At 70.9% G+C, this 22026-nt stretch carries 23 protein-coding genes; 14 read left to right on the forward strand and 9 right to left on the reverse strand.

Annotation, left to right across the window (positions count from 1 at the left end; genetic code table 11):
* The first annotated feature begins 167 nt into the window (after nt 1-167).
* From ACLJOK_RS31140 to ACLJOK_RS31150, 3 genes are all read left to right on the forward strand, one after another.
* Nucleotides 168-1310: an LCP family protein gene (locus tag ACLJOK_RS31140; RefSeq protein WP_410822059.1), complete on the forward strand. Its 1143-nt coding sequence runs from the start codon at nt 168-170 to the stop codon at nt 1308-1310.
* A gap of 88 nt (nt 1311-1398) precedes the next feature.
* Nucleotides 1399-1680 carry a F0F1 ATP synthase subunit epsilon gene (locus ACLJOK_RS31145; protein ID WP_030333186.1) on the forward strand — a complete coding sequence of 94 codons (282 nt, stop codon included), beginning with the start codon at nt 1399-1401 and terminating at the stop codon, nt 1678-1680.
* A gap of 12 nt (nt 1681-1692) precedes the next feature.
* Complete coding sequence (locus ACLJOK_RS31150) at nt 1693-2148, forward strand: DUF2550 domain-containing protein (RefSeq protein WP_124857610.1); 456 nt, start codon at nt 1693-1695, stop codon at nt 2146-2148.
* 296 nt (nt 2149-2444) lie between these two features.
* Here ACLJOK_RS31150 and ACLJOK_RS31155 read toward each other — a convergent pair whose 3' ends face one another.
* On the reverse strand, nt 2445-3017 hold the full coding sequence (locus ACLJOK_RS31155; RefSeq protein WP_091405871.1) for a cob(I)yrinic acid a,c-diamide adenosyltransferase: 573 nt from the start codon (nt 3015-3017) through the stop codon (nt 2445-2447).
* Here ACLJOK_RS31155 and murA point away from each other — a divergent pair.
* Together murA and ACLJOK_RS31165 are read left to right on the forward strand one after the other, a co-directional pair.
* Nucleotides 3016-4458 (forward strand): UDP-N-acetylglucosamine 1-carboxyvinyltransferase, encoded by a 1443-nt coding sequence (gene murA, locus ACLJOK_RS31160; protein WP_410822060.1) that lies wholly within the window; start codon nt 3016-3018, stop codon nt 4456-4458. The two genes, ACLJOK_RS31155 and murA, sit on opposite strands and share 2 nt — an antisense overlap.
* A 96-nt stretch (nt 4459-4554) precedes the next feature.
* A complete protein-coding gene (locus ACLJOK_RS31165) occupies nt 4555-5403 on the forward strand; it encodes a 3-hydroxyacyl-CoA dehydrogenase family protein (RefSeq protein ID WP_410822061.1) in 849 nt (282 codons plus the stop codon).
* 43 nt (nt 5404-5446) lie between these two features.
* On the opposite strand, the gene ACLJOK_RS31170 is transcribed toward ACLJOK_RS31165, so the two are convergent.
* From ACLJOK_RS31170 to ACLJOK_RS31180, 3 genes are read right to left on the reverse strand one after another with little or no spacing between them, the layout of a single operon-like run.
* Entirely contained in the window at nt 5447-6259 is an 813-nt protein-coding gene (locus ACLJOK_RS31170; protein ID WP_410822062.1) for an alpha/beta hydrolase, read from the reverse strand.
* Nucleotides 6260-6308: 49 nt separating this feature from the next.
* Complete coding sequence (locus ACLJOK_RS31175) at nt 6309-7154, reverse strand: ABC transporter permease (protein ID WP_410822063.1); 846 nt, start codon at nt 7152-7154, stop codon at nt 6309-6311.
* Complete coding sequence (locus ACLJOK_RS31180) at nt 7151-8002, reverse strand: ABC transporter ATP-binding protein (protein WP_410822064.1); 852 nt, start codon at nt 8000-8002, stop codon at nt 7151-7153. The genes ACLJOK_RS31175 and ACLJOK_RS31180 overlap by 4 nt, the downstream gene beginning before the upstream one ends.
* Before the next feature lie 151 nt (nt 8003-8153).
* Here ACLJOK_RS31180 and ACLJOK_RS31185 point away from each other — a divergent pair, with 151 nt between their 5' ends.
* Nucleotides 8154-10160, forward strand: coding sequence for a protein meaA (locus tag ACLJOK_RS31185; protein ID WP_410822065.1), 2007 nt, complete (start codon nt 8154-8156; stop codon nt 10158-10160).
* A 36-nt stretch (nt 10161-10196) separates the two neighbouring features.
* Here the strand turns inward: ACLJOK_RS31185 and ACLJOK_RS31190 are convergent, their stop codons facing one another.
* Nucleotides 10197-10493 carry a DUF1540 domain-containing protein gene (locus ACLJOK_RS31190; protein WP_410822066.1) on the reverse strand — a complete coding sequence of 99 codons (297 nt, stop codon included), beginning with the start codon at nt 10491-10493 and terminating at the stop codon, nt 10197-10199.
* Between the two features lie 82 nt (nt 10494-10575).
* Entirely contained in the window at nt 10576-11193 is a 618-nt protein-coding gene (locus ACLJOK_RS31195) for a DUF4126 domain-containing protein (RefSeq protein WP_410822067.1), read from the reverse strand.
* Between the two features lie 71 nt (nt 11194-11264).
* Between ACLJOK_RS31195 and nucS the strand changes: the two genes are divergently transcribed.
* Complete coding sequence (gene nucS / locus ACLJOK_RS31200; RefSeq protein WP_112584054.1) at nt 11265-11924, forward strand: endonuclease NucS; 660 nt, start codon at nt 11265-11267, stop codon at nt 11922-11924.
* An 8-nt stretch (nt 11925-11932) separates the two neighbouring features.
* Here nucS and ACLJOK_RS31205 read toward each other — a convergent pair whose 3' ends face one another.
* Nucleotides 11933-12589: a methyltransferase domain-containing protein gene (locus ACLJOK_RS31205; RefSeq protein ID WP_410822068.1), complete on the reverse strand. Its 657-nt coding sequence runs from the start codon at nt 12587-12589 to the stop codon at nt 11933-11935.
* Between the two features lie 80 nt (nt 12590-12669).
* The gene (locus ACLJOK_RS31210) at nt 12670-14166 is read right to left on the reverse strand and encodes an aldehyde dehydrogenase family protein (RefSeq protein ID WP_410822069.1); all 1497 of its coding nucleotides are present in this window, start codon (nt 14164-14166) and stop codon (nt 12670-12672) included.
* Between the two features lie 308 nt (nt 14167-14474).
* Between ACLJOK_RS31210 and ACLJOK_RS31215 the strand changes: the two genes are divergently transcribed.
* The 7 genes from ACLJOK_RS31215 to ACLJOK_RS31245 all read left to right on the forward strand — a co-directional run bounded on the left by ACLJOK_RS31215 (nt 14475) and on the right by ACLJOK_RS31245 (nt 20781).
* Nucleotides 14475-14840 carry an FHA domain-containing protein gene (locus ACLJOK_RS31215; protein WP_410822070.1) on the forward strand — a complete coding sequence of 122 codons (366 nt, stop codon included), beginning with the start codon at nt 14475-14477 and terminating at the stop codon, nt 14838-14840.
* An 80-nt stretch (nt 14841-14920) separates the two neighbouring features.
* Nucleotides 14921-15991: an alpha/beta fold hydrolase gene (locus ACLJOK_RS31220; protein WP_410822071.1), complete on the forward strand. Its 1071-nt coding sequence runs from the start codon at nt 14921-14923 to the stop codon at nt 15989-15991.
* A 126-nt stretch (nt 15992-16117) separates the two neighbouring features.
* A complete protein-coding gene (locus ACLJOK_RS31225) occupies nt 16118-17908 on the forward strand; it encodes a 3-hydroxyacyl-CoA dehydrogenase family protein (RefSeq protein WP_410822072.1) in 1791 nt (596 codons plus the stop codon).
* A 39-nt stretch (nt 17909-17947) separates the two neighbouring features.
* Complete coding sequence (locus ACLJOK_RS31230) at nt 17948-18442, forward strand: SigE family RNA polymerase sigma factor (RefSeq protein WP_410822073.1); 495 nt, start codon at nt 17948-17950, stop codon at nt 18440-18442.
* Nucleotides 18439-19503: a hypothetical protein gene (locus ACLJOK_RS31235; protein WP_410822074.1), complete on the forward strand. Its 1065-nt coding sequence runs from the start codon at nt 18439-18441 to the stop codon at nt 19501-19503. The genes ACLJOK_RS31230 and ACLJOK_RS31235 overlap by 4 nt, the downstream gene beginning before the upstream one ends.
* 43 nt (nt 19504-19546) lie before the next feature.
* Nucleotides 19547-19870, forward strand: coding sequence for a hypothetical protein (locus tag ACLJOK_RS31240; protein ID WP_355501185.1), 324 nt, complete (start codon nt 19547-19549; stop codon nt 19868-19870).
* Nucleotides 19871-19971: 101 nt separating this feature from the next.
* Nucleotides 19972-20781, forward strand: coding sequence for an alpha/beta hydrolase (locus ACLJOK_RS31245; protein ID WP_238677295.1), 810 nt, complete (start codon nt 19972-19974; stop codon nt 20779-20781).
* Between the two features lie 33 nt (nt 20782-20814).
* Here ACLJOK_RS31245 and ACLJOK_RS31250 read toward each other — a convergent pair whose 3' ends face one another.
* Nucleotides 20815-22026: an AI-2E family transporter gene (locus ACLJOK_RS31250; RefSeq protein ID WP_410822075.1), complete on the reverse strand. Its 1212-nt coding sequence runs from the start codon at nt 22024-22026 to the stop codon at nt 20815-20817.

The raw sequence follows: 22026 nt of genomic DNA on the forward strand, positions 1-22026 counted from the left end.
TGTTCATCTTCGCGTCCTACCATCGTCGCGGTCCGTTACTCGTGGTCGTCACTCCGGAGGCTCCCGAGCTACGGTTCGATCCGCGCGCTCACCCGAACGAGCGTTGATCTTTGGAACCTTTCGACGACGTGCGCCCGTCTTCCTCGTCGTGGGCGTAACGAACGGAGATGCTCGTGGGTAAGGCCGGCAAGAGTGGCCGCAAGTCGTCCATCTGGCGAGGTGTGCCGCGGTGGGCCAGGATCTGCACGGTGTTCGGCACCGTGCTGACCGTGCTCAGCGGCGCCGTGCTGGTCGGCACCGAGGTCCTCATGGCCCGCTACGAGGGCGCTGTCGGCAAGGCCGACCTCTTCGGCGACCAGGCGGCGGGCGCCCAGGCGAAGAAGAGCGAGATCAAGGGTCCGCTCAACATCCTTCTCGTCGGCATCGACCCGCGTACACCGACGGCCGCGCCACTGGCCGACTCGATCATGGTGCTGCACGTGCCGGCCTCGATGGACCGGGCCTACCTGTTCTCGCTGCCACGTGACCTCTACGTGCACATCCCGTCGTTCAAGAAGGCCGAGTTCCCGGGCGAGACCACGAAGATCAACGCCGCGATGTCGTACGGCAGCAAGGTGCCGGGGGGCAACCCCGACGCGGCCCGGGGCTTCGAACTGCTGGCCACCACAGTGCAGAACGTGACCGGCATCAAGCGCTTCGACGCTGGCGCGATCATCAACTTCACCGGCTTTCAGAAGATCGTCGACGCCATGGGCGGTGTCGACATGTACATCGAGCGCGATGTGAAGTCCGAGCACAAGCAGCCGGACGGCAAGCCGCGGCCGGGCAACACCCGTGGTGAGGGCTACGTCGGCCCGCAGGCGCTCTACAAGAAGGGCAACCGGCACCTGAGTGGGTGGCAGGCGCTGGACTACGTCCGGCAGCGCTACCCAAAGAACGGCGTTCCGGATTCCGACTACGGCCGGCAGCGCCACCAGCAGCAGTTCGTCAAGGCCATGGTCGGCCAGGCGTTCAGCGCAGACGTGGTGTCCAACCCGATCAAGCTGGACAAGGTGCTCCGTGCCGCCGGCCAGTCGTTGATCTTCAACGGTCGAGGCAACAGCGTGGTCGACTTCGGGCTCGCCCTGAAGGACATCCGCCCGAACACCATCGAGATGATCAAGCTGCCCGGTGGTGGCGTCTTCGACGGTAAGAAGTACCTGGGCGAGCAGTTCCAGGGCGGGGTTCCGGACTTCTTCACCGCTCTGCACAACGAGCAACTCGACCCGTTCCTGCTGGAGCACCCGGAATTCGTCAACAAGGCCAAGTAGTCAGGTCGGCGTTGTCCCCACCCGCGTTGGGCGCGCCGCGTCGTCAGGCTAGACTTTCGGCAATCCGTAGCCGCAGCAAGGAGACAGCGTGGCACAGCAGCTTCACGTCGAGCTCGTCGCCGTCGAGGAGAAGGTCTGGTCCGGTGACGCCGAGATGGTCGTCGCCCGGACGACCGAAGGCGAGCTCGGTGTCCTGCCGGGGCACGCGCCGCTGCTCGGCCAGCTCGCCGAGCCCGGCCAGGTACGCATCAAGCTCGCCGGCGGCGAGCAGGTCGCCTACGAGGTGGCCGGCGGCTTCCTCTCGGTGAGCGCCGACGGTGTCACCGTGCTGGCCGAGAGCGCAACCCCGGTCTCCGCGCAGAGCCGCTGAGCCACACCGGGGATGGAGATCGTCGAAGGATTCGGAATCGGCGTTGTCGTCATCCTCGGCGCGCTTCTGATCCTCTTCGTCCGGCGAGCTCTCGTCACCCGCAGCGGTGGCATCATCCGGCTCAGCGTCCGGGTCTCCACCATGCTCGACGGCCGCGGCTGGTCACCCGGCTTCGGCCGGTTCGCCGGTGACGAGCTGCGGTGGTACCGGATGTTCAGCTTCGCGATCCGGCCCAAGCGGGTGCTCTCCCGCAAGGGGCTGGCCGTGGAGCGCCGCCGGTTGCCCGAAGGTCAGGAACGGTTCTCCATGCCGGCCGACTGGGTGATCCTCCGCTGTACCAGTCACCACGCACCGGTGGAGATCGCCATGGCGCGATCGACAGTCACCGGTTTTCTCTCCTGGCTCGAGGCCGCCCCTCCGGGGGCGGTCTCGCCGCGTATGGCCTCCCAGGACTGGCCGGCTGCCTGATCTGCTCGCCTTTGTTTGCTCTTCTGGGTTTCTGGGGGAGCCCGCCCGGCTCCGGGCGGTCAGGGCTTGATTCCTGCGCCGGGCGGGCTCCCCCGGAAACCCGTCGTTGCCACTGCGCGTCGGTCCGGCGCGGTTCCCATCACCTGCCGTTACCGATGCGGCTGAGTCCCGCCTCCTCAGCGAGCCGGGCGGGTCAGGGGCTGGTCGGCATGGCTTGGCGAGGAGTCAGCCTTGGCTACGCGTGGTGGCGGGCATTGTGGGAACCCACACCTCGACGTGGTGCGGAGCGCCGACGTTCAGCGCTTGCCGCCCGGCACCCATAGCACGTCTCCTGCCGGATTTGCCGTTCTTGACAGGATAAAGAGCAGATCGGAGAGCCGGTTGAGATACTTTGCCGGGAGCGTGCTGGTTCGTTCCGGATCGTGGCTGACCAGCGCCCACGCTGCCCGTTCGGCACGCCGGGCGACGGTCCGTGCCACGTGCAGCAGCGCCGCACCTGCGGTGCCGCCGGGGAGGATGAAGGAGTCGAGCTTGCTCAGGCGTGCGTTGTACTCGTCGCACCAGCCCTCCAGGCGCTCGACGTACTCCTCGGTCACGCGCAGCGGCGGGTACTTCGGCTCCGGCTCGACCGGGGTGGACAGGTCGGCGCCGACGTCGAACAGGTCGTTCTGCACTGAGCCCAGCACGCCGCGAAGCTCCTCGTCGAGGTTTCCCAGCGCGAGTGCGACGCCGATCGCCGCGTTGCACTCGTCGACATCCGCGTACGCGGCGATCCGTGGATCGGTCTTCGGCACCTGCTCGTTGTTGCTCAGCCTGGTCATGCCGGCGTCGCCGGCCTTGGTGTAGATGCGCGTGAGGTGGACGGCCATGACGCACAGCCTACGGATTCCCGACCTGACGATCCCGGCCCGGCCGGACAGTACCGCCGGCTGGCCGGTGGTGGTGGGCCCCGGCGACGCCGGCGATCCGGCGGTCAACGATGTCGACGTCATCCGGGTACGCGGTGACGCCCGGCTGGCCGGCACCGTGCACGTGGTCGGTGCCAAGAACTCGGCGTTGAAGCTGATGGCCGCCGCGCTGCTCGCGCCGGGCCGCAGTGTGATCACCAACGTCCCCCGGATCACCGACATCGCGATCATGGGGGAGGTGCTGCGCCGGCTGGGCTGCGACGTCCAGTTCGAGGCGGACGATCCGGTCGACCCGATGGTCGTCCGTGGCGGCGTGGCGCGGTCCCGGTCCGTGACGATCGACGTACCCGAGCAGCCGGGCGCGGAGGCCGACTACGACCTGGTTCGACGGTTGCGCGCGTCGATCTGCGTGCTCGGTCCGTTGCTGGCCCGTCGGGGGTACGTGCGGGTGGCCCATCCCGGCGGCGACGCGATCGGGTCGCGAGGGTTGGACATGCACATCTCCGGGCTGACCCGGATGGGCGCGGAGATCTCCGGTGAGCACGGGTTCGTCATCGCGTCCGCCCCGCACGGGCTGCGTGGCGCGGACATCGTGCTGGATTTCCCCAGCGTCGGCGCGACCGAGAACCTGGTGATGGCGGCGGTGCTGGCCCAGGGCACCACGATGATCGACAACGCGGCCCGGGAGCCGGAGATCGTCGACATCTGCACGATGCTCAACCAGATGGGCGCGCGCATCGTCGGCGCTGGCACGTCGACGTTGCGGATCACCGGTGTGCCCGGTCTTCGGCCGGTGCGCCACGCCACGGTGGGGGACCGGATCGTCGCCGGCACCTGGGCGTTCGGCGCGGCGATGACCCGGGGCGACGTGACGGTGACCGGGCTGGACCCGGCCTTCCTGGAGATCGCCCTGGACAAGGTGGTGGCCGCCGGGGGGCTGGTGGAGACCCGGGGGGACGGCTTCCGCGTACGGATGGACGAGCGGCCCCGGGCGGTGGACGTGGTGACGCTGCCGTACCCCGGCTTCGCCACCGACCTGCTGCCGATGGCGATCGGGCTGGCGGCCGTCAGCGACGGCGCCTCCCTGATCACCGAGAACATCTTCGACGGCCGGTTCATGTTCGCCAACGAGATGATGCGGCTCGGCGCGGACATCAAGACCGACGGGCATCACGCTGTGGTCCGGGGCCGGGGTCGGCTCTCCGGTGCCCCGGTGCGGGCGACCGACATCCGGGCCGGAGCAGGGTTGATCATCGCCGGGCTCTGCGCGGAGGGGGTCACCGAGGTCTCCCACGTGCACCACGTCGACCGGGGCTACCCGGACTTCGTGGCGGACCTGCGTGCGCTCGGGGTGGCGGTCGAGCGGGGCACCACCCCGGAGGAGCCGGCACTGGAGATCTGAGGCCCCACGACCCGGGCCCCGACCGCCACTTAGCCATCGTTCAGGCTCGCCGACTAGGGTGCAGGCAGGCACTCAATCGCAGCGAGGGAGAAGCAGATGGCGGGTCGACTCGCGGTCGTCGGGGCCGGGCTGATGGGCTCCGGCATCGCCCAGGTGGCGGCGCAGGCGGGCTGGCAGGTGACGCTGCGCGACCTGGACGACGCGGCCACCACCCGGGGTCTCGGCGGTATTCGGAAGTCACTGGAGAAGTTCGCCGAGAAGGGCAAGATCGAGGCGTCCGAGGTCGAGGCGACGCTGGCTCGGATCACCCCGACCACCGACCTGGAGGCGGCGGCGGACGCGGACATCGTGGTCGAGGCGGTCTTCGAGCGGCTGGAGATCAAGCACGAGGTGTTCCGCGCCCTGGACAAGATCTGCAAGGCCGACGCGGTGCTCGCCACCAACACCTCGGCCATCCCGGTCACCCAGATCGCCGCGGTGACCGAGCGGCCCGAGGCGGTCGTCGGCACCCACTTCTTCTCCCCCGTGCCGATGATGCAGCTCTGCGAGCTGGTGCGCGGTTACAAGACCAGCGACGCCACGCTGGACATCGCGCGGGCCTTCGCCGAGGAGATCGGCAAGACGGTCGTCGTTGTCAACCGGGACATCGCCGGCTTCGTCACCACGCGACTGATCTCCGCCCTGGTGATGGAGGCGGTCAAGCTGGTCGAGTCCGGGGTGGTGTCCGCGGAGGACCTGGATACCGCCTGCCGGCTGGGCTTCGGGCACGCGATGGGCCCGCTCGCCACCACCGACCTGACCGGCGTGGACGTGCTGCTGCACGCCTCGAAGAACATCTACACCGACACCGCCGACGAGAAGTTCTTCCCGCCGGAGCTGCTCCAGCGGATGGTCACCGCCGGCGATCTGGGCCGCAAGACCGGCAAGGGCTTTTACACCTACTGAGACCGGCAGCCGCGGGGGTCCGTTCGCGGCCCCCGCGGTCAGCTCAGGTCGGGCCGGGCGGCGCGGCCAGCGCCGCCGCGACGAAGTCGAGAGCGCCGGGTATGACCGAGCCCCAGTATCGGAAGTCGTGCCGGCCGTCGGCGTACTCGGCTCGGGCGGCGGGCTCGGGAAGGGCCCGCTCCAGCGCCTGCACGTCGGCGAGGAGGTCGTCCTGGCGACCGCACCAGAGGCCCAGCGGAGTGCCGTGCAGCCGGTCGACACCGGCGAAGACGGCATCACCGGGCGCCACGGCGGGGGAGAAGGCCGCCACCGCCCGCAGCAGCCCCGGCCAGGTGGCGGCGAGCAACAGCGAGCCGAAGCCCCCCATGGACCAGCCCCAGGCCGCCAGCCGGTTGGCGTCGAAGCCCCGCTCGGCGCACCAGGCCGGCAACTCCTCACGGACCATCCGCTGCGGATCGTCCCGGCCGGCGGGGCGCCAGGAGAGGCGGTCGCCGGTCGCTCCGGCGAGCACGAACGGCGGCGCGCCCCGACGTACCGCGTCGGTCAGGAAGCGCCCCAGGCCGAGCCCGGGAAAGTCCCGTGCGGTGGTGGACGCACCGTGCAGCACCAGGCAGACCGGCAAACCCTGACCGTCGCCGTGCCCGTCCGGGACGGCCGTGTAGAAGTCGACCGAGCGGCCACGTGCGGCGGACGGGTGGCTGACCAGTCGTTCGTCGCCGGCCGGCGCATCCGGGGGGACAGGTCGTGTCGGTGACGGCCGGATCAGGTCGCGGGCCGTCCAGCCAACCCCGACCGCCAGCGCCGTTGCCCCTGCCCCCGCGAGCAGGAGCCCGCGCCGGGTCGGTCGAGCGGCCATGGTCAGAGTCTGGCAGCCCCGGGGCGGATCGGGGGCCCCGGAAAAGGGGTCAGCCGTCGCGCTTGGTGGTCCAGCGGAAGGTGGTCAGGCAGAGCACCACACCGATCACGCACCACAGGACCAGCACCACCGCCACCCGGCCCAGCTCGAACGAGCCGCCCGGCTCCTGGGCGCCGAAGCTCTCCGGCAGGAACACCGACCGCAGCCCCTGGCACATCCACTTGAGCGGGAACAGCGCGGCCACCTGCTGCATCCAGGTGGGCAGGTCGGTGAAGACGAAGAACACCCCGGAGATGAACTGGAGCACCAGGGCCACCGGGGTGACCACCGCCGAGCCGCTGCGGGCGGTGCGGGCCAGCGACGAGATCGCGATGCCGCACAGGGTGCACGCTGTCACCCCGAGCACGGCGACCCAGCCGAAGGTGAACCACTTCGCGGCGGTGCCCGGCAGGTCGAGGTCGAACAGCGCCACCGCGACGGCCAGCAGCAGGACCGTCTCGGCGATGCCGATCGCCACGACCATGATCACTTTGCCGGCGAACCAGACCCACTTCGGCATCGGCGTGCCCCGGTAGCGCTTGAGCACGCCCCGGTCCCGTTCGATCGGGATCCAGATGCCGAGGTTCTGGAAGCTCACAGTCATCAGGCCGGTCGCGATCATGCCGGTGATGAAGTACTGGGTGAACTTGACCCCGCCGCCGATCGTGCCGTCGAAGATCGACGCGAAGATCAGGATCATGATGATGGGGAAGCCCATCGTGAAGACCACCGACTCCCGGCTGCGCAGGAACTGGGTGATCTCCAGTCGGCCCTGGCGCAGGGCGAGCGCGCCGGCACCCGGCCGTCGGCCGCGGGTAGCGGTGACCGGCGTCGCCGGCTTCGTCGTGGTCGTCATCGCGCGTGTCCGATCATGGTGAGGTAGACGTCCTCCAGGGTCGGCCGGGTTACCGTGAGCCCGGGGACCTCGCCGCCGTAGCGCGCGGCGAGGTCGGCCACGAAGGCTGTCGGCGTCGCGGTTTGCGCAAGCTCCAGCGTCCCTTCCGGGGTACGCCAGGAGACCGTCGCGAGGGCCTCCTGCCGATTGCCCAGCCGGTTGGGAGCGGCGACCTCGACCAGCCGGCCGCCGGCGATCACGCCGACCCGGTCGGCGAGGGCCTCGGCCTCGTCCAGGTAGTGGGTTGTCAGCACGATTGTGGTGCCGGCCGCGGCAAGGTCGCGGATCAGCTCCCAGAACTCGCGGCGGGCCTCCGGGTCGAAACCGGTGGTCGGCTCGTCGAGGAAGAGCAGCTCGGGGCGGCCGATGATGCCCAGGGCCACGTCCAGGCGGCGCTTCTGCCCACCGGAGAGGGTGTGCGTCCGGGCCTTTGTCTTGTCGGCCAGCCCGACCCGGTCGATCACCTTGTCCGGGTCGTCCGCGTCGGGGTAGAAGCCGGAGAAGTGCCGGATCACCTCGCCGACGGTCAGCTCGTCGAACTCGCCGGTGCCCTGGAGCACGATGCCGACCCGGGTACGCCAGTCGGCATCCGGTTGGGCCGGGTCGACGCCGAGGACGGTGACCTCGCCGGCGTCCCGGCGGCGGTAGCCCTCCAGGATCTCCACGGTGGTGGTCTTGCCGGCGCCGTTCGGGCCGAGCAACGCGAACACCTCGCCGCGGTGGACGTCCAGATCCACGCCCGCCACCGCCACGTTGTCGCCGTACGCCTTGCGCAGCCCTCGGACGGAGATGGCCAGCTCGTCATCCATGCCGTCCAGTGTGCGTCCTGGCCTGGGCCGGGTGGTGCCCGGGGTGTGGCGGTCCGCGCCACTGCGGGCGCTTGTCACCGGGACGTCCCCGACATGGACCTGTGTGGTTTTCCACAGCTCCTTTTACTGAACGGTAACTTAGACTCCGGCCATGGATGAGACGGCATTCCCGGGGCGACTGCCCGAGCGGGACCGCCCGTGGGTGATGCGTACCTACGCCGGCCACTCGTCGGCCGCGGCGACCAACGCCCTCTTCCGCCGCAACCTGGCGAAGGGGCAGACCGGCCTGTCGGTCGCCTTCGACCTGCCCACCCAGACCGGGTACGACCCGGACCACGAACTCGCCGCCGGCGAGGTCGGACGGGTCGGCGTGCCGGTGGCCCACCTCGGCGACATGCGGGCGCTCTTCGACGATCTCCCGCTCGCCGACACGAACACCTCGATGACCATCAACGCCCCGGCGATGTGGCTGCTCGCCCTGTACGGCACCGTCGGGCTGGAGCAGGGCGCCGACCTGGCCCGCTGCGCCGGCACCACCCAGAACGACATCATCAAGGAGTACCTGTCCCGGGGCACCTACATCTTTCCGCCGGCGGCTTCACTGCGGCTCACCGCCGACGTGGTGGCGTACACGCTGCGCGAGATGCCCCGGTGGAACCCGGTCAACATCTGCTCGTACCACCTCCAGGAGGCCGGCGCCACGCCCGTGCAGGAGGTCGGCTTCGCGTTGGCCACCGCGGTCGCCGTGCTCGACGCGGTCCGTGACTCCGGCCAGGTGCCGGCCGAGCGGATGGGCGACGTGGTCCAGCGGATCTCGTTCTTCGTCAACGCCGGCGTGCGCTTCGTCGAGGAGATCGCCAAGATGCGCGCGTTCGGCGTGCTCTGGGACGAGATCACCCGGGACCGGTACGGGGTCACCGACGCCAGACAACGGCGGTTCCGCTACGGCGTGCAGGTCAACTCGCTCGGCCTCACCGAGGCGCAGCCGGAGAACAACATCCAGCGCATCGTGCTGGAGATGCTCGGCGTGACGATGTCCCGCGACGCCCGGGCCCGCGCGGTCCAACTGCCCGCCTGGAACGAGGCGCTCGGCCTGCCCCGCCCGTGGGACCAGCAGTGGTCGCTGCGGATGCAGCAGGTCCTGGCGTACGAGTCGGATCTGCTCGAATATCCCGACCTCTTCGCCGGCTCGCACGTGATGACCGCGCTGGTCGACGAGGTCGTCACCGGGGCGCGGGTCGAGCTGGACAAGGTGCTGGAGCTGGGCGGCGTCGTCGCCGCCGTGGAGACCGGCTACCTCAAGAGCGCGCTGGTCGCGTCGCTGGCCGAGCGCCGTCGGCGGATGGAGTCCGGTGCCGACGTGGTGGTCGGGGTCAACCGGTACACCGAGACCGAATCCTCCCCGCTGACCGCCGCCGGCGCTGGCGCCGTCGAACAGGTCGATCCCGCGGTCGAGGCGGCCGCCGTGGACGGCGTACGCCGGTGGCGGGCCGACCGGGACGCGAGCGTCGTCGACGCGGCGCTGGCCCGACTCCGCGCGGACGCCGCGACCACCACCAACCTGATGCCGGCCACCCTGGAGTGCGTGCGGGCCGGGGTGACCACCGGCGAGTGGGCCGGCGCGCTGCGCCAGGTCTTCGGCGAGTACCGGGCGCCGACCGGCCTGGCCGGCGCCACCGGCGGCGGCGGTGAGCCGGGCCTCGTGGCGGTCCGCGAAAGGGTCGCCGCCACCGCCCGGGAGTTGGGCAGCGGTCGGCTGCGGCTGCTGGTCGGCAAACCCGGCCTGGACGGGCACTCCAACGGCGCGGAGCAGATCGCGGTACGCGCCCGCGACGCCGGCTTCGAGGTCGTCTACCAGGGCATCCGGCTGACCGCGGGGCAGATCGTCGCGGCCGCCGTGGAGGAGGACGTCGACCTGGTCGGGCTCTCCGTGCTCTCCGGATCGCACCTGGCCGCCGTACCCGCGGTGCTCGACGGGCTGCGCGCCGCCGGCCGGGCGGACCTGCCGGTGGTGGTGGGCGGCATCATCCCGGCCAGTGACGCGGACACCCTGCGGGCGGCCGGGGTCGCCCGGGTCTTCACGCCGAAGGACTTCGCCCTCACCGGCATCATCGACGACCTAGTCACTGTCATCCGTCGCGCCAACGACCTGCCCTGATCGAACGCTGTCCCGGCAGGTCGTCGGCCGACGTGGTCAGCGGCCGGCGTAGGTCATGCAGTCGGCCATGTCGTTGTCCGGGCCGACCCTGATCGACGCCGCGTGGCACTCCAGCTGCTCGTTGTGCCGGCAGTCGGCGCGCTGGCAGGCGCCCACCTGCGCGATCAGGCTCTCCACGCCGCCCCGGACTGGCGACTCGACGAAGGTGTGGCAGTGGGCGTGATCCACGCTGCCGATGGTGATCGCGAAGGCGTGGCAGTCACCCGACTGGTTGTACGCGCACGCGGCGACCACACATTCCTGGACTCGGGGCATCTCCAACGCTGCGGTCATGCCGACCTCCTCTAGGCTCTTGCCCCGATCCTAGGCTTTTGTCGACCCCCGAAACCCCGGTATGGCGAGCCCCGCCCGCCCCTCAGACGCGGAAGCCGGCGGCGCGGGCGGCCTCTCGTTCGCGGCGTCGATCGGTTCGACGGCGCACGAACCAGAAGGTGAAGAACGCCAGGCCGACCAGGAAGACGAGCACCAGCACCGGCAGGATGATCGCCACCAGGGAGACCACCACGCTGGTGGCGTCCTCGGCGGTGCTGGCGACCGGGGCGCCGATCCCGGCGGTCGTCGCGTTGATCACCGGGCGGGCCGCGGACTTGAGCAGGTGCACGCCCAGCGCCAGCAGTACGCCGGTGACGACCGGCACCCACTGGTGGGACGAGAAGAAGCTCCCCGGGTCGCTGACAGTCACCGTCTCCGACGAGGAGCCGGCGCCGAAGGCCAGGCCACCGGCGGTGGGTCGGACCACTGTCTGCACCACGTCGTTGATGTGGTCGACCACTGGCACCTTGTCCGCCACCATCTCCACGGCGAGCAGCACGGCCATGATGGCGATGACCCAGCCGTTGCCGAGCCAGGCCCAGCCGCTGGGCAGGTCGATCAGGTCGGTGTAACGGCCGAGCAGGCCGAGGATGAGCAGGGGTATGTAGGCGTTCAGGCCCGCCGAGGCGGCGAGACCGGTGCCGGTGAGGACTTCGAACACGGTCTCAGCATCGCATCGACGCGCCAGTGCCGCTCGCTGGCGACCGGTGGGTGCTCGGCTACCCTCGTCGGGTGCGGTTGGTCATTGCGAAGTGCTCGGTGGACTATGTCGGACGGCTCTCGGCTCATCTGCCGCTGGCCACCCGGTTGCTGATGGTGAAGGCGGACGGGTCGGTGTCTATTCACGCCGACGACCGGGCGTACAAGCCGTTGAACTGGATGAGCCCGCCGTGTCGGCTGGAGGAGGCCCCCGGTGTGTGGCGGGTCGTCAACAAGGCTGGCGAGGAGCTGCGGATCACCCTGGAGGAGATCTTCCAGGACACCTCGTACGAGTTGGGTGTGGATCCGGGCCTGCGCAAGGACGGGGTGGAGGCGCACCTTCAGGAGTTGCTGGCCGCCAACCCCGGTGCCCTGGGCGAGGGGTTCACGCTGGTCCGCCGCGAGTACATGACGGCGATCGGCCCGGTCGACCTGCTGTGCCGGGATGCCAACTCGGGCTCGGTCGCCGTCGAGGTCAAGCGGCGTGGCGACATCGACGGCGTGGAGCAGTTGACCCGCTATCTCGAGCTGATGAACCGTGACCCCCTGCTCAGCCCGGTCGTCGGAGTCTTCGCCGCCCAGGAGATCAAGCCGCAGGCCCGGGTCCTCGCCACCGACCGGGGCATCCGGTGTGTGGTAGTTGACTACGACAAGCTGCGCGGCATCGTGAAGGACGAGCTGACCCTCTTCTGACCGGCGCCCTACCCGGTGCGCACCGCGATCAGTGACTTCGGCAGGCCGAACACCCGCTCCACCAGCATTGTCGAGTCGGGGAAGTAGTGACGCATCTGCGAGCGGTCCAACAACTCGGTCCAGAGCACCTGGTGGATCGCGGCGTCGTGGCTGCGGGTCGGCTTGTGCCCCAACGGCCACCGCCGGGCGAACGCGGTGCGCAGTCGTACCGGCAGGAACTGCATGCCCGGCGCGATCCAGTGTGGCTCGATGGGGAAGTAGCGGTAGGGCGTCTGCACCCAGTGCCGGTCGGCCAGTGAGCGGGTGGCGGCGGCGAAGCGAATCCGGCGTTCGTGCCCGCCCACATGCTCCAGCACCGAGTTCGAGAAGACCAGGTCGTAGCTGCCCTTGGTGAGATGCGCGGGCAGGTCGCAGGCGTCGGCCTGCTCGACGTGGGCCCATTCCGGAACGATGGCGGGCGGCTGCTCCAGGTTGACGACCGTCACCCGGGCAGGTCGCACGGTGGAGCGGTGCCAGGTGCCGAGCCGACCGCCGAGGTCGACCACGTGCATGTCGCCGATGTCGGGGAAGGTGCGCGCCAGCCAGTCCGAGCGGTGCCGACGCCGTCGGGCGCTCCACGACTGGTCACTGTCGACAAGGCGGTAACGCAATCGATTGGGGCCCATTTAACGCAATGTACCGCCGTGACCACGGCGTATAAACATGTGGATACAACGATCCTTGTTGATGATCGGTTATCCGACACTTACCTCCCGTACATGACCTTGATGGCTTTGACGAGTCGTGCCACGTCGGCGGGGGTGCGTTCGAAGGTCATCGACGGCAGCAGTGACCTGGCACGACGTCGGGTGATCGCCTTGGACCGACCGAACTCACGCAGGCCGTCCTCCCCGTGGATCCGCCCGAAGCCGGAGTCGCCGACACCGCCGAACGGCAGGGTGGACATGCCGGCGAAGGTCAGCGTGGAGTTGATCGAGGCCATCCCGGAGCGCAGCCGCCGGGCGATGGCCACCGCGCGCCGCCTGCCGAAGACCGAACCCCCGAGGCCGTACGACAGGGCGTTGGCCCGGGCGACGGCCTCGTCGGCGTCGCGGACCCGGCTGATGGTCAGCGTGGGGCCGAAGGTCTCCTCGCGGACGGCGGCCGAGTCCTCCGGGACGTCCACCAGCACTGTGGGGTGGACGTACGGCGGTTGCACGGCGCTCGGGCCGCCGAGCACGGCACGCCCGCCGGACGTGATCGCGGCGTCGATGTGCCGGCGGATCACGTCGATCTGCTTGGGCATGGTGATCGGGCCGATGTCGGTGCCCTCCGGCCCGACCGTCAGCCGACCGGCGCGGGTCACCACCTTGTCGACGAAGGCGTCGAAGACGGCGTCGACCGCGTACACCCGCTCGATGCCGATGCAGGTCTGACCGGCGTTTGTCATGCCGCCCCAGACGCACGCCTCGGCGGCCGCGTCCAGGTTGGCGTCGCTGTCCACGATCATGGCGTCCTTGCCGCCGCCCTCGATGAGCACCGGGGTCAGCGTCTCGGCGCAGGCGGTCATCACCTTGCGGGCGGTGGCGGTGGAGCCGGTGAAGGCCAGCTTGTTGACGCCGGAGCGGCACAGCGCCGCGCCCACGTCGCCCAGCCCGTGCACGGCGGTGAACACCGGCTGCTCGGGCACCACCTCGGCGAAGCTGTCCACCAGCCACTGGCCGACGGCGGGCGTGTACTCGCTCGGCTTGAGCACCACGGCGTTTCCGGCCGCGAGGGCGTACGCGGCGGAGCCGATCGGCGTGAAGACCGGATAGTTCCACGGCCCGATCACGCCGACCACCCCGTACGGCTGGTATTCGAGGTGCCCGGAGAACTCGGCGAGGATGAGCCGGGACCGCACCCGGCGTGGACCGAGCACGCGGCCGGCGTTGCGGGCGGCCCAGTCGATGTGCTCGATCGCGGTGACGATCTCGACGATGGCGTCCGCGATCGGCTTGCCGCCCTCGACGTGCACCAACTCGGCCAACTGCTCGATGCGCTTGGCGAGCAGGGCACGCCAGCGCAGCATCCGCTGGCGGCGGCCGGTGAAGCCGAGACCGGCCCACCACTCGCCGGCGGCGCGGGCGCTGTCGACGGCCTGCCGCACGTCGGCGTCGGTGGCGACCGGGAGGCGACCGGCCTCAGCGCCGGTCGCCGGGCTGGTGGAGACCAACTGGCCCGCGTCGATGACCGGAACGCCCGGGATATGCACTGCCGTCATGGCGGAAGTCTAGACCCGAGGATTACTCACCGGTAGGGTCCCCGATTCCGGGCCGGGGGACCGGCGTCGCACCAACCCGGCCGATCGTTGATCAGTGCAGGTCAGGGCGTTGGTGACGGATGCGGCCCGCCCGAATCGTCGAACGGCAGATGGCCGGGAGGTGACGAGAGGCTGACCGGCCGGTCGGTATTGACGACTACCGTCTGATGGCAAGCTGACGCGCGGAGTGACGGTGTGGGGTGGAGGGCTGACTGTCCATGGAGGAACATCCGGAACTGATGCCGCTGTTGACGGTCGCGGGTGGACCGATGCGCGGAGCGAGCTTTCGCATGCGAGCCGAGATACAGGTGATCGGCCGTGCGCCGACCGGTCAGGTGGTCATCAACGACCCACACCTGAGCCGTCGCCACGCCGAGGTGTGGCTGGCGCCGGAGGGCCCGTCCCTGCGGGACCTGGGCTCGACCAACGGCACCTGGCTCAACGACCGGCGGATCACCGAGGTGGAACGACTCTCCGACGGCGACGTGATCCGGCTGGGCCGTACCGAACTGCGCCTGTTCGACCCCGGGGTGGCGCTCACCGACCCGGTGGGGCTGAGCTTCGGCCCGTCCCGGCGCGACGTCCGACCGACGTTGCCGCTGCCGCTGGCCGCGCCACCGCGGTCGCGTCGCTGATTTCCTGGCGGCCGGCCACACCGGCCAGCTCCGTTGGGTGGCGGTCCGACACCTGGACCGGCGGGGACACCCGTGGCAGCATGCCGCGGATGGAGACCGAGCAGCGGACCGTGACGGCGAACGGCATCACCCAGGCGGTACGGGTGGCCGGCCCGCCGGACGGCACTCCGGTGCTGCTGATCCACGGCAACTGCTCGTCCGCGCTGTTCTGGGAGCCGCTGGTCCGCCGTCTGCCGCCGACTCTGCGGGTGGTCGCCCCCGACCTGCGGGGGTACGGCGACACCGCTACCGCCCCGGTGGACGCCACCCGAGGGCTGCGGGACTTCGCCGACGACGTGGCCGCCCTGCTGGACGACCCGACGCTCTTCGGCGCCGACGCGCGCCCGGTGGTGGTCGGGCACTCCCTCGGCGGCGGGGTGGCGATGCGCCTGCTGGTCGACCATCCGCACCGGGTGGGGGCGTTGCTGCTCGCCGCGCCGGTCTCCCCGTACGGCTTCGGCGGCACCCGCGACCTGACCGGCACGCCGACCACCCCCGACTTCGCCGGCACCGGCGCCGGCACGGCGAACCCGGACTTCGTCGCCCGCCTCGCAGCCGGCGACCGGAGCCCGGACGCGCCGGCCAGCCCGCGCGCCGTGCTGCGAGCCACCTATGTGGCCGATCCCGCCTCGCTGGGCACCGACGAGGAACTGCTGCTGGACACCGTGCTCTCCACCGCGACCGGGGACGACAACTACCCGGGCACGGCGGTGCCGTCGGAGAACTGGCCGGGTACCGCGCCGGGGGAGCGCGGGGTGCTCAACGCGCTCGCGCCGACCTGGTTCCGGCTCGCCGACGAGCTGGTGGCCGTCGCCGAGAAACCGCCGGTCACCTGGGTACGCGGAGACGTCGACGTCATCGTCTCGGACACCTCGCTCTTCGACCTGGCGTACCTGGGCTCGCTGGATCTCGTGCCCGGCTGGCCCGGCGCGGACGCCTGCCCACCGCAGCCGATGGTCGGCCAGACTCGGGCGGTGCTCGACCGGTACGCGGCGGCCGGCGGCGCGTACCACGAGGTGGTGCTGCCCGGCTGCGGGCACAGCCCGCACCTGGAGCGCCCGGCGGAGTTCGTCGCGGAGTTGCTGGCCCTGACCAGCCTGTCGGCCGCGTAGCGGCGCTGCTGCGCCGTGGGTGAAATATGCCACGGCGTCTCGACAACTCACCGTCACGTGGCAGACTCGCGCGCATAACCTTAGCGGCCGTTCAGTGGCCGTGCGGAGTCTCTGGGGAGGCCGGTCGTGGCGCGCGAGTTCAGCACCGTTGGTGTGGTGGGGCTGGGCACCATGGGTGCCGGCATCGTCGAGGTCTTCGCCCGCAACGGCATCGACGTGGTGGCCGTGGAGATCTCCGCGCCGGCGCTGGAGCGCGGCCGGGCCACCCTGAAAGGCTCCACCGACCGGGCGGTCGCCAAGGGCAAGCTCGCCGAGGCGGACCGCGACGCCCTGCACGAGCGGGTGCACTTCGCGGTCGGGCTGGACGCGCTGCACTCCGTCGACCTGGTCATCGAGGCGGTGCCCGAGCACCTGGACCTCAAGCAGCGGATCTTCGCGGAGCTGGACCGGGTCTGCGGACCGGAGACGATCCTCGCTACCAACACCTCGTCGTTGAGCGTCACCGAGATCTCGGTCGCCACCAGCCGACCCAACCAGGTGATCGGCATCCACTTCTTCAACCCGGCCCCGGTGATGAAGCTGGTCGAGGTGGTCCGCACCGTCGTCACCGCGCCCGAGGTGGTCGCCGACGTGGAGGCGCTCTGCGCCCGGCTCGGCAAGGTCGACGTCACCATCAACGACCGGGCCGGCTTCATCGCCAACGCGCTGCTCTTCGGCTACCTCAACCACGCGGTCGGCATGTTCGAGGCGCACTACGCGACCCGGGAGGACATCGACGCCGCCATGAAGCTCGGCTGCGGCCTGCCGATGGGCCCGCTGGCGTTGATGGACCTGATCGGCCTGGACACCGCGTACGAGATCCTGGACACCATGTACCGGCGCGGCGGGCGGGACCGCCGGCACGCCCCGGTGCCGCTGCTCAAGCAGATGGTGACGGCGGGGCTGCTCGGCCGGAAGTCGGGCCGGGGCTTCTACACCTACGAGCGGCCCGGCTCCCCGGTGGTCGTACCGGACGAGGCGACGCCGCTGGCCACGGACGGCGCGCTCGCCGACGGCGCGCGCGCCATCGCGAAGGTCGGCGTGGTCGGCTCCGGAACGATGGCCACCGGGATCATCGAGGTCTTCGCGAAGGCCGGCTACGAGGTCGTCTCGGTGACCCGTGGCATGGAGAAGTCCGCGAAGGTCTGCGAGGCGGTGAAGACCTCGCTGAACAAGGGCGTGGTGCGCGGCAAGCTCGCCGAGGCCGACCGGGACGCCGCCCTGGGCCGGATCAGCTGGTCCGCCACGCTCGACCATCTCGCCGACGTCGACCTGGTGGTCGAGGCGGTCGTCGAGGAGCTGAGCGTCAAGAAGGCCCTCTTCGCCAGCCTCGACGAGATCTGCAAGCCGGGCGTGGTGCTGGCCACCACCACCTCGTCCCTGCCGGTGATCGACGTGGCGATGGCCACCCAGCGCCCGGCCGACGTGGTGGGGCTGCACTTCTTCAACCCGGCGCCGGTCATGCCGCTGGTCGAGGTCGTCCGCACCATCCGCACCTCCCCGGAGGCCACCGCCACCGCCCGCGCCGTCTGCGCCGCGCTCGGCAAGACCGGTGTGGTGTGCGGCGACCGGTCCGGCTTCATCGTCAACGCTCTGCTCTTCCCGTACCTGAACGACGCGGTGAAGATGCTGGAGGCCAGCTACTCGACGGCCGACGACATCGACCACGCCATGAAGTTGGGCTGCGGCTACCCGATGGGCCCGTTCGAGCTGCTCGACGTGGTCGGGCTGGACGTCTCCCTGGCCATCCAGCGCGAGCTGTACCTGGAACTGCGCGAGCCGGGCTTCGCGCCCGCGCCGCTGCTGGAGCACCTGGTCACCGCCGGCTACCTGGGCCGCAAGACCCGCCGCGGCTTCCGCGACCACTCGCACCGCTGACGGGTCAACGCCTGCGGGTGTTGAACGCGTCTGCAGAGTGTGACCTTCGAGGAGTACGTCAGCAGCCGGGGTCCGGCGCTGGTCCGGCTCGCCCGGCTGCTGACCGGTGACGAGCACCGGGCCGAGGACCTCACTCAGGACGTGCTGTCGCAGGCGTACGTCCAGTGGCGCAGGATCGCCCGCGCGGACCGGCCCGACGTGTACGTGCGCCGGATGCTTGTCAACGCCAACATCTCCTGGTGGCGTCGTCGGTCCAACCGCGAGCTGGCGGTCGACACCTTCGCCGAGCGGGCGCACCGAGGCGACCTCGGCGGCGAGGCGGCCGACCGGGACGAGATGTGGCGGCTGATCCTCGGCCTGCCCGACCGCCAGCGGGCGGTCCTGGTGCTGCGCTACTACGAAGACCTGGACGACGCGACAATCGCGCAGATCCTGGACTGCTCGCCGGTCACCGTCCGCACCCACGCGATGCGGGCGCTCGCCAACCTCCGGGAGCGCTGCGGTGCCCCGGCCACCAACGGGAGCCGACAGTGACTGACCTCGACCAACGGATCGATCAGACGCTGCGCGAACGCGCCGAGGGCGGCGTCGACACCGACCGGCTGCTGGCCGCTGCGGTGACCCGAGGCCGTGCCCGGGTACGCCGTCGGCGCACCGCCGCCGGCACCGCGCTCGGTGCGGTGGCCGTACTCGGCCTGGGCGTGGCCATCGGTCCGGTGCAGCTGCCCGGCTCCGGCCCGGACGTCGTGATGCCGGGGCCGGGTCTGCCGGCAAATGCCCCGGTGGCCGTGGTGCCGCCCCGGGCCGACGGCGTGCCGGGTGCTGCCGCCCGCCCGGACCTGATCGGCGCTGATCCGCGGGTGCTGCACTTCGGGTTCGCCCCGGACCGGCTTCGGTACCTCTCCTGGTCGGCGCAGGGCGGCGTGGAGATGGCACAGCTCGACGTGGACGGCCACACGGTCACCCTGGAGCTGTCCGCATCCACCGAGGTACTGCCCCGGCGCGCGCAGGGCCTGCCAGCGGAGCTGGTGCCGGACCTGGTCACCAACGGCGTCTTCGACGGGTCGGTAACCCACGCCAAAGGTCCCTACGGCGTCACGGTCTGGCTGCGGCACTGGCAACCCGCCCCCGGGGTGTACGCCCGGGCCAGCGTCGTCGCCGACGACGAGCGGGACCTGTTCGATGTGGCCGCGGCGCTGCGGCTCGACCAGGCGCACGCCTGCACCGGTCCGCTGCGGCTCACCGACCTGCCGGCCGGTGCGCAGCTCCGAAGCTGTTGGATGGTCGTCGGCACCTTCCCGGCGGCGTACGCGGTGATGCTGCAGGTTACGGACGACGAGCGCGGCGCGGGAGTAACCGTCGAGTTGCAGTATGCGGGGACCACCGTGATGGACAAGGCGGCGGCGAACCGGACGATCGGCGGCAGGCCCGCACACCTCGACCCCAGCGGTGCACGGCTGGAGCTCCTGGACATCCCTCGGGCCCAACTGTTCGCCGGCTTCAACCATGAGCAGTCCTTCAACGAGGCGGAGGCGGCGACCGTGCTGCTCGGTGCGCGGGTCGCCGAGCACCTGGACCGGCCCGCGACCTGGTGACCGCCCCGGGCGGCCGCACCCGCCGGACGTACGCTTGGTGACTGTGAGCCCCCGTCGCAATCGCCCTCGCCGGGACGAGAACGCCAACCTGGACGCCGATCGGGTCCGGCAGGGCGTCGCCTCGGTGCAGCAGTGGACCGACGGTGCCTGGCAGGTACGGGGCATCGGCGCGGGGGCGTCGGTCAAGACGTACCGCTGCCCCGGCTGTAACCAGGAGATCCGGCCCGGGGTGGCGCACCTGGTGGCCTGGCCGGCGGACGGCCTGGGTGACCTGACCGACCGGCGGCACTGGCACAGCGGCTGCTGGCGGGCCCGGGACCGGCGCGGCCCGGCGGTGCAGCGCGGCCGGGGCGCCCCGCGCTACTGAGCGACCCCACGTGACGCCCCGCGCTCCCGGCCTGAGCGACCTGGGTCACCCTGTTCGTGCCTGGGCGGGCGGCGGCGGCGACTTCGCGACAGACTTGGGCGGTGAGCACAGCGATCCGCGCGTCGTCGATCCTGCCCGGCCGCCGGGAGGACATCGAGCTGCACACCGCCGACGGTCTGCGGCTGGTCGGTGAGCTGGCCCTGCCGGCCGACCGGCCGCCGGTGGCCACCCTGGTCTGCCTGCACCCGCTGCCCACCCACGGCGGAATGATGGACAGCCACGTGTTCCGCAAGGCGGCCTGGCGGCTGCCCGCGCTGGCCGACCTGGCCGTGCTGCGGTTCAACACCCGGGGCACCAGCAGCGTGCGCGGCACCAGCGAGGGGGCCTTCGACGGCGCTGTGGGCGAGCGGTACGACGTGGCAGCCGCCATCGAGTACGCGGAGTTCGCCGAGCTGCCCAACATCTGGCTCGTCGGCTGGTCGTTCGGCACCGACCTGGCACTGAAGTACGGCTGCGACCCGACGATCGCCGGGGCGATCCTGCTCTCCCCGCCGCTGCGCTACTCCGCCCCCGAGGACCTGGCCACCTGGGCCAACTCGGGTCGCCCGCTGGTGGCGCTGGTGCCCGAGTTCGACGACTACCTGCGCCCCACCGAGGCGCGGGAGCGGTTCGCCGCCGTGCCGCAGGCCGAGGTGGTCGGGGTGCCGGGCGCCAAGCACCTCTGGGTGGGCGACGCGGAGACGGTGCTCGACGAGATCGTCCGGCGCGTCAACCCGGCCGTCGAGGTGCCGCTGCCGACGACCTGGGACGGCCCGATGGAGGCCGGCGACGTCAGCGCGTACGCCGACCGGACGGTGGCCGCCTTCGCCGACACCCCCGTCCCCGGCCCGGCCGCCACCAAGGCGGACTGACCCGGCCTGACCGCCGGTCCGGCCGGCTGACGCTCAGCGGCGTTCCTGGCGGGGCAGCACCACCTCGCGCAGGATCAGTTGCAGCGCGGCCACCGTGGGGATGGCGATCAGCGCGCCCACCACGCCCAGCAGAGCCACCCCGAGCAGCGCGGCCAGCAGGGCGGCCACCTCGTTGACCTCCACCGAACGCCGCATCACCTTCGGGTAGATGAGGTAGTTCTCCACCTGCTGGTAGATCAGGAAGAAGACCGCGCAGGCGATGCCGGTGGGCAGGTCGGCGGCGAAGCCGACCAGGCTCACGATCACCGCGCCCAGGGTGGCGCCGATCTGCGGGATCAGGTCGGTCACCGCGACCACCACTGCCAGCGCGAACGGGTACGGCAGGTCGACGATCAGCGCGAAGACAAAGGTGGTCGCGCCGGCCAGCACCGCGATGCTCAGCGCGCCGACCATGTAGGCGCCAACCTTTGCCAATATTTCGTCACCGATCAACTGCACCCGCTGCCGGCGCGACCGGGGCACCAACGAGTAGCCCAACGAGCGCAGCTTGTCGAAGTAGGCCAGGAAGTAGATGGTCAGCACCAGCACGGTCAGCGTCCGAAACACCGTGCCGAAGATCAGTTGTGCGCCGCCCAGCACCCCGCCGAGCGCCCGTCCGACAGTCTCCGCGTTGGCCGCGCCCTGCACCCGCTCCACCACGTCGTACCGCTCCACCAGGTCATTGACCGTCGGGTTGCGGCGCAACTCGTCGAGCAGGCTCGGGATCTGGTCGAGGAACTGCCCCGACTGGGTGACGATCGGTGGGACCAGCGCCACGATGCCGCCGCAGAGCAGCAGCACCACAGTGAGGGCGACCGCCGTCACCGCAAGGCCGTGCGGCACACCCCAGCGGCCCAGTCGGACCACCGCCGGGTTGAGGCCGACAGCGAGGAAGAGCGCGATCACCACCAGCACGAGGATGCCGCCGGCATTGCGAATCCCCAGATAGAGGGTGTACGCCAGCAGCACGCCCAGCGCACCGGTGAAGCCGATCAGGAAGCTGCTGCGGCGCAGTGGCCGCCCCGGTGTGCCGAACTTTCCGGACGGGACCGCCGGAGGCTCGTCCGGGTCGATCCCCGGGGCGGGGACCGGTACCGGCGGTGGGGTCTCTGCCGGCTGTGACGTCTCCGCCGGCTGCGGGTTCTCGGCTGGCGGGGGACCGGGGGTCACGTTCGGCTCGTCGCCGGACGGGTCGTGCTGTGGCAC

This window comes from Micromonospora sp. 050-3 (assembly GCF_046549335.1).
GTDB classification, from domain to species: domain Bacteria; phylum Actinomycetota; class Actinomycetes; order Mycobacteriales; family Micromonosporaceae; genus Micromonospora; species Micromonospora trifolii.

Excerpts from the sequence above, each read along its gene's own strand:
- ACLJOK_RS31150 (WP_124857610.1), top strand. The coding sequence starts at position 1,693 with ATGGAGATCGTCGAAGGATTCGGAATCGGCGTTGTCGTCATCCTCGGC.
- ACLJOK_RS31180 (WP_410822064.1), bottom strand. The coding sequence starts at position 8,002 with ATGGATGACGAGCTGGCCATCTCCGTCCGAGGGCTGCGCAAGGCGTAC.
- ACLJOK_RS31140 (WP_410822059.1), top strand. The coding sequence starts at position 168 with ATGCTCGTGGGTAAGGCCGGCAAGAGTGGCCGCAAGTCGTCCATCTGG.
- ACLJOK_RS31215 (WP_410822070.1), top strand. The coding sequence starts at position 14,475 with ATGCGCGGAGCGAGCTTTCGCATGCGAGCCGAGATACAGGTGATCGGC.
- ACLJOK_RS31220 (WP_410822071.1), top strand. The coding sequence starts at position 14,921 with ATGCCGCGGATGGAGACCGAGCAGCGGACCGTGACGGCGAACGGCATC.
- murA (WP_410822060.1), top strand. The coding sequence starts at position 3,016 with ATGACGCACAGCCTACGGATTCCCGACCTGACGATCCCGGCCCGGCCG.
- ACLJOK_RS31170 (WP_410822062.1), bottom strand. The coding sequence starts at position 6,259 with ATGGCCGCTCGACCGACCCGGCGCGGGCTCCTGCTCGCGGGGGCAGGG.
- ACLJOK_RS31190 (WP_410822066.1), bottom strand. The coding sequence starts at position 10,493 with ATGACCGCAGCGTTGGAGATGCCCCGAGTCCAGGAATGTGTGGTCGCC.
- ACLJOK_RS31155 (WP_091405871.1), bottom strand. The coding sequence starts at position 3,017 with ATGGCCGTCCACCTCACGCGCATCTACACCAAGGCCGGCGACGCCGGC.
- ACLJOK_RS31205 (WP_410822068.1), bottom strand. The coding sequence starts at position 12,589 with ATGGGCCCCAATCGATTGCGTTACCGCCTTGTCGACAGTGACCAGTCG.
- ACLJOK_RS31175 (WP_410822063.1), bottom strand. The coding sequence starts at position 7,154 with ATGACGACCACGACGAAGCCGGCGACGCCGGTCACCGCTACCCGCGGC.
- ACLJOK_RS31210 (WP_410822069.1), bottom strand. The coding sequence starts at position 14,166 with ATGACGGCAGTGCATATCCCGGGCGTTCCGGTCATCGACGCGGGCCAG.
- ACLJOK_RS31185 (WP_410822065.1), top strand. The coding sequence starts at position 8,154 with ATGGATGAGACGGCATTCCCGGGGCGACTGCCCGAGCGGGACCGCCCG.
- ACLJOK_RS31165 (WP_410822061.1), top strand. The coding sequence starts at position 4,555 with ATGGCGGGTCGACTCGCGGTCGTCGGGGCCGGGCTGATGGGCTCCGGC.